We start from the raw sequence: 6,145 nt of genomic DNA, 5'->3' as shown, positions 1-6,145 counted from the left end.
GGCTTGCCCCCGATAGAGGTGGGTCAGTGATACTTGGGTTGACTGACTCACCTTTATCGGGGGCAAGCCCCCTCCCACATTTGGATCTCCATCCAGCAGGCAGACCTCAGCCTGCGTTCGGGCATACCGAGCCTAGGCGAGGTACCGAGTGGTGGGGCAAGAGCCCTTTTGGTTACTTTTGGGGCTCTTTTCCAAAAGTGACCCGCCGTAAGGGCGGAACCCATAGCCGCCGTTACCGCAGCAACGGATATGTACTCGGTCAAACCCAACGACATGGTCGGCCCGAAGGCCGCCACGGAACCCAGCTCCCTCCCACCGTTCAACCCGCCACACTTTCTGCCGCCCCCACCCCCGTGCTTAAGCCTCTGCACCCCGAAAAGCCCCCTAAAAGCGCACAAACACTGGCCCTGCCCAAGCCTGGCGCGCACCGCAAAGTCTGCTGAGCCTGGCCACCAAAACGGTGGTTTGTATTGAGCGCAGGTCTTTTTAGACGGCATATGCTGATTTCACAGTGGTGTAATGAACCTGTGCTGCAACGAGGCCAACGCGCCGCCAGGGCAGCGAACGCTTGTCACACTCAACGAACTCCAGGACCGCACTCAATGAGCTTTCTTCGTCCCAAATTCATTACGTTCGACTGCTACGGTACGCTGACCAACTTCCATATGGGCACCATGACCCGCGAGCTGTTCGCCGATCGCATCACGCCCGAGCAGATGGACCAGTTCGTCAAGGATTTCTCGGCCTACCGCCTCGACCAGGTCATGGGCGACTGGCGCCCGTACGATGAAATCCTCAAGACCGCCCTGGCCCGTACCTGCAAGCGCTGGGGTATCGACTATCGCGAGGAAGGCCAGCTGTATTACGACGCCGTGCCGACCTGGGGCCCCCATGCGGACGTGCCGGCCGGGCTGTCGAAAATTGCCGACAAGATTCCCCTGGTGATCTTCTCCAATGCCAGCGACAGCCAGATCATGTCCAACGTCGACAAGCTCGGCGCGCCGTTCCACAAGGTGTTCACCGCCGAGCAGGCCCAGGCCTACAAGCCGCGGCTGGCCGCGTTTGAATTCATGCTCGACAACCTCGGCTGCGGCCCGGAAGACATCTTGCATGTGTCGTCCAGCTTCCGTTACGACCTGATGCCGGCCCATGACATGAAGATCAAAAACAAGGCCTTCGTTGACCGTGGCCACGAAGTGCCGGGCAACGCGTTCTACGGTTACCAGCAGATCACCGACATCGGTGGGCTGCCGGCGCTGGTCGGTCTGTAATCGCACACCTCTGAGGGCAAGACATGGGCAGCGAATCCTATTGGCTCGACACCGCACCGGCGTTTACCGGTGCCCAGCTGGGCGGCTTGCCCAAGCAGGTCGATGTGGCTGTGGTCGGCGGTGGGTTCACCGGCCTGGCGGCGGCGCGGGCGCTGGCGCTCAAGGGCGCCAGTGTGGTGGTGCTCGACGCCGGGCGGGTGATCGGCGAGGCCTCGGGGCGCAACGGTGGGCAGTGCAACACCGGGGTGGCCCAGGATTACGCCGGGCTGCACGCCAGCCTCGGTGCCGCTAAGGCGCGCGCCTATTACCAGGCCTATGAAAGTGCCGTGCAGACGGTGGTGTCACTGGTCGAGCAGGAAGGGATCACCTGCGACCTGGTGCGCAACGGCAAGCTCAAGCTGGCGGCCAAGCCGATGCACTACGAAGGCCTGGCGCGCACCTGCGAGCTGATCCGCCAGGAGGTGGATGCCGAGGTCGAGCTGCTCAGTGCCGAACAGACCCGTGCTGAGGTCAATTCGGCGCAGTTTCATGGCGGCCTGCTGCAGCGCAACGGCGTGCAGATGCACGTCGGCCGCTTCGGGGTCGGCCTGGCCGAAGCGGCGGTGCGGCGCGGCGCGATGATTTACGAGCACACCCAGGTCAAGGATTGGCAGGCCCAGGCCGGCGGCTACCAGGTCAACACCGCCAAGGGCTCGCTGCACGCCGGGCAAGTGCTGCTGGCCACCGGCGCCTGCCAGCATGGCGACCTCGGCTGGTACCGCCGGCGCATTGTGCCGGTGGGCAGTTTTGTCATCGCCACCGAAGTCTTGTCCCAGACGCTGATCGACCAGTTGCTGCCGCAACATCGCGCCTATGTGACCAGCCGCATGATCGGCAACTACTTTCGCCTGACCCCGGACAACCGCCTGCTGTTTGGCGGGCGTGCGCGGTTTGCCATGTCCGACAGCGTCTCCGACGCCAAGAGCGGCAAGGTACTGCAAGCGGCGATGCTGAACATGTTCCCGCAGTTGGCGCCCGTGAAGATCGACTACTGCTGGGGTGGCCTGGTGGACATGACGTCCGACCGCCTGCCCCGCGCCGGCCAGCATGGCGGCGTGTTCCACTCCATGGGCTACAGCGGCCATGGCGTGCAGATGTCGGTGCACATGGGCCAGGTGATGGCCGAGGTGATGGCCGGCAATACCGCCGCCAACCCCTGGCGCGAACTGGAATGGCCGGCGATTCCCGGGCATTTCGGCAAACCGTGGTTCCTGCCGTTCGTGGGGGCTTACTACCGCTTCCAGGACTATTTGCACTGAGTTGCCGTTGTTGCGTCACCGTCGTTTGTGTTTCCAGGACGCTCCGGACATCCGTGAGCACTCGATTCTTCCGATTATCGACAGGTAGCCTTGCTATGACTGACAACAAAAACACCCCCGAACTCATCTCCGGCCAGGACAGCCTGCGGGTGTTCGAACGTCTCAACCGTGGCATGTCGCGCCGCAACGCCTTGCAAATGCTCGGTGTGGCCGGTGTCGCCGCCGCCGGTGCCGGCAGCCTGTTCGGCGCCGCCGGCAAGCTGTTCGCCGACGAGGCCGCCGTGGCCGGCAAAGGCAAGCCAGGCGGCAAGATCCGCGTGGCCGGCATGTCCAGCTCCACCGCCGATACCCTCGACCCGGCCAAGGGCGCGCTGTCCACCGACTATGTGCGCCACTACATGTTCTACAACGGCCTGACCCGCTTCGATAAGCACCTGGTGCCGCAACTGGAACTGGCCGAGCGCATCGACAACACCGACGCCACCGTCTGGACCATTACCCTGCGCAAGGACGTGACCTTCCACAACGGCAAGGCCCTGACCGCCGCCGACGTGGTGTTCTCCCTGAATCGCCACAAAGACCCGCTGACCGGTTCCAAGGTCATGCCGCTGATGGAGCAGTTCGCCGAGATCAAGGCCAGCGGGCCGAACGAAGTGCAGATCCGCCTCAGCGCGGCCAACGCCGAATTGCCGTCGATCCTCGCGGTGTCACACCTGTTGATCGTCCCCGAGGGCACCAGCGACTTCAGTAAAGGCATCGGCACCGGACCGTTCACCGTGGGCGAGTTCAAGCCCGGCGTGCGTTCGATTGCGGTGCGCAACAAGAACTACTGGAAACCGGGCCTGCCGTACCTCGACGAGATCGAGTTCATTGCGATTGCCGACGAGCCATCGCGGGTCAATGCACTGCTGTCGGGCGACGTGCACATGATCAACGAGGTCAACCCGCGCTCCACCACGCGCATCAAGGCCAGCGCCAAGCATCGCGTGGTCGACGCACCGTCGGGCAACTACACTGACCTGATCATTCGCCAGGACCAACTGCCCGGCAAAAGCCCGGAATTCACCCAGGCCATGAAACTGCTGTTGGACCGCGAGCAGGTCAAGTCCGCCGTCTTCCGTGGCTTTGCGGTGGTGGGCAACGACCACCCGATTGCGCCGGGTTCGCGCTACTTCAACACCGACTTGCCGCAGACGGTCTACGACCCGGAAAAAGCCAGGTTCCTGCTGAAGAAAGCCGGCATGGAAAGCATCACCATGCCCGTGATGGCCTCGCCTGCCGCCACCGGCTCGGTGGACATCGCCGTGCTGTTGCAGCAGTCGGCCAAGCAGGCCGGGCTCAAGCTCGACGTGAACCGCCTGCCGAGCGACGGCTACTGGTCCAACCACTGGATGAAGCACCCGCTGAGCTTCGGCAACATCAACCCCCGGCCGAATGCCGACGTGATGTTCTCGCAGTTCTTCCAGTCCAAGGCGCCGTGGAACGAGTCCGGCTGGCAGAACGATCAGTTCGACCAGTTGCTGATGCTGGCCCGTGGCGAAACCGACGACGCCAAGCGCGCCAAGATGTATGGCGACATGCAGACCCTGGTGCACGACCACTGCGGCATCGGCGTGCCGGTGTTCATCAGCAATATCGACGGCGTCGACCAGCGCATCAAAGGCTACGACAGCAACCCACTGGGCGGTTTCATGGGCTACATGTTTGCCGAGCAGGTGTGGTTGGACGCTTGAGGAGGGTGGTGGGATGAATAGCAATACACTGTGGTTGATCGGCCGGCGCTTCGGCGCCGGGGCCTTGACCTTGTTGATCGTGTCCATGGTCGTGTTCGCGATCACGGCGGTACTGCCGGGGGACGCGGCGCAACAATCCCTGGGCCAGTTCGCGACGCCTGAACAGGTGGCGGCCCTGCGCCTGAAACTGGGGTTGGACCAGCCCGGTGTGTTGCGGTACCTGCACTGGTTGATGAGCCTGCTCAGCGGCGACATGGGCGTATCGGTCTCCAACGCCATGCCGGTCGGTGAGCTGATGGCGGGCCGGGTGCCCAACACCCTGATGCTGGCGGGCGCCACGGCGCTGGTCTCGGTGCCGGTGGCGCTGGTGCTCGGCATCGGCTCGGCGATGGGCCGGGGCGGGCGCATCGACAGCTGCCTGAGCTTTGTCACCCTGGCGATGGTCGCGGTGCCGGAATTCCTGGTGGCGACCCTGGCGGTGCTGATCTTTGCGGTCAACCTTGGTTGGTTGTCGGCGCTCTCGTATGCCAGCGACATCAGTTCACCGCTGCAATTTCTGCGCACCTATGCCTTGCCGGTGATGACGCTGTGCTGCGTGATCGTTGCGCAAATGGCGCGCATGACCCGCGCCGCCGTGATCGACCAGCTCGACAGTCCCTATGTGGAAATGGCCCGCCTCAAAGGCGTCAGCCCGATCCGCATCGTGCTGCGCCATGCCTTGCCCAATGCGATCGGGCCGATTGCCAATGCCATTGCCCTGAGCCTGTCGTATCTGTTGGGCGGGGTGGTGATCGTCGAAACCATTTTCAACTACCCCGGCATTGCCAGTTTGATGGTCGATGCCGTGACCAACCGCGACATGGCGCTGGTGCAGGCGTGCACCATGTTGTTCTGCGCGGCGTACCTGGGCCTGGTGCTGCTCGCCGACCTGTGCGCGATCCTGTCCAATCCGAGGCTGAGAAACCAATGAACAACCTCATTGCGAAATCCAAGCCTGTCTCCTCCGCCCTGGCACTCGCCAAGGTGTCCAGCGGCCCGTCGTGGCTGGGGCTGCTGGGCGGCGTGGTGTGTGTCGCCTGGCTGCTGGTGGCGCTGCTGGGTCCTTGGCTGGCACCTCACCCGGTGGGGGAGGTGGTGTCCGATAACATCTTCGAAGGCTTCAGCCTCGCGCATCCATTCGGCACCGATTACCTGGGCCGTGACATGCTCAGCCGGGTGCTGGTGGGCGCGCGCTTTACTGTCGGGCTGGCGCTGGTGGCGGCGTTGCTGGCCAGCACCTTCGGCACCGGCTGCGCGCTGTTGTCGGTGGTCTCGCCCAAGTGGCTGGACGAAATCATCAGCCGCATCATGGACGCCTTTATTTCGATCCCGAGCAAAATGCTCGCGCTGATCATGGTCTCGGCGTTTGGCTCATCGGTGACATTGCTGATCTGTACGGCCGTGATCAGTTATATCCCCGGCTCCTTCCGCGTCGCCCGCAGCATGGCGGTCAACATTGAAGCCCTGGAGTACGTGCAGGTCGCGCGTACCCGTGGCGAGCGCCGGCTGTACGTGGCGTGCGTGGAGATCCTGCCGAACATGCTCAACCCGGTCCTGACCGACCTGGGCCTGCGTTTCGGTTACATCGTGCTGTTGCTCAGCGGCATGAGTTTTCTTGGCCTGGGCGTGCAACCGCCGGACGCCGACCTCGGCTCGCTGGTGCGGGAAAACATCGGCGGCCTTAACCAGGGCGCGCTGGCCATCATCCTTCCGGCGCTGGCCATCGGCACGCTGACCATCGGCGTGAATCTGCTGATCGACTATCTGTCCTCGCGACGCAGTCGACGCACGGGAGGCCATTGAA

Annotated in this window: 5 protein-coding genes; all 5 read left to right on the top strand. The window is 63.5% G+C overall.

Features of this window, described 5'->3' with window-relative positions; all coding sequences use genetic code 11:
- Window positions 1-602: 602 nt before the first annotated feature.
- The 5 genes from AC07OT_RS19020 to AC07OT_RS19000 all read left to right on the top strand — a co-directional run bounded on the left by AC07OT_RS19020 (window position 603) and on the right by AC07OT_RS19000 (window position 6,144).
- On the top strand, window positions 603-1,271 hold the full coding sequence (locus AC07OT_RS19020; RefSeq protein WP_495108767.1) for a haloacid dehalogenase type II: 669 nt from the start codon (window positions 603-605) through the stop codon (window positions 1,269-1,271).
- 23 nt (window positions 1,272-1,294) lie between these two features.
- Window positions 1,295-2,569 (top strand): NAD(P)/FAD-dependent oxidoreductase, encoded by a 1,275-nt coding sequence (locus tag AC07OT_RS19015; RefSeq protein ID WP_495108766.1) that lies wholly within the window; start codon window positions 1,295-1,297, stop codon window positions 2,567-2,569.
- Between the two features lie 95 nt (window positions 2,570-2,664).
- The gene (locus tag AC07OT_RS19010) at window positions 2,665-4,302 is read left to right on the top strand and encodes an ABC transporter substrate-binding protein (RefSeq protein WP_495108765.1); all 1,638 of its coding nucleotides are present in this window, start codon (window positions 2,665-2,667) and stop codon (window positions 4,300-4,302) included.
- Between the two features lie 13 nt (window positions 4,303-4,315).
- Window positions 4,316-5,272, top strand: coding sequence for an ABC transporter permease (locus AC07OT_RS19005; RefSeq protein WP_065940278.1), 957 nt, complete (start codon window positions 4,316-4,318; stop codon window positions 5,270-5,272).
- Entirely contained in the window at window positions 5,269-6,144 is an 876-nt protein-coding gene (locus tag AC07OT_RS19000; protein ID WP_027607459.1) for an ABC transporter permease, read from the top strand. The genes AC07OT_RS19005 and AC07OT_RS19000 overlap by 4 nt, the downstream gene beginning before the upstream one ends.
- Window position 6,145: the final 1 nt, after the last annotated feature.

This window comes from Pseudomonas sp. GW821-FHT09C10 (assembly GCF_059418085.1).
This window is presented reverse-complemented; position numbering and strand designations above follow the sequence as displayed.

Excerpts from the sequence above, each read along its gene's own strand:
- AC07OT_RS19010 (WP_495108765.1), top strand. The coding sequence starts at position 2,665 with ATGACTGACAACAAAAACACCCCCGAACTCATCTCCGGCCAGGACAGC.
- AC07OT_RS19005 (WP_065940278.1), top strand. The coding sequence starts at position 4,316 with ATGAATAGCAATACACTGTGGTTGATCGGCCGGCGCTTCGGCGCCGGG.
- AC07OT_RS19020 (WP_495108767.1), top strand. The coding sequence starts at position 603 with ATGAGCTTTCTTCGTCCCAAATTCATTACGTTCGACTGCTACGGTACG.
- AC07OT_RS19000 (WP_027607459.1), top strand. The coding sequence starts at position 5,269 with ATGAACAACCTCATTGCGAAATCCAAGCCTGTCTCCTCCGCCCTGGCA.
- AC07OT_RS19015 (WP_495108766.1), top strand. The coding sequence starts at position 1,295 with ATGGGCAGCGAATCCTATTGGCTCGACACCGCACCGGCGTTTACCGGT.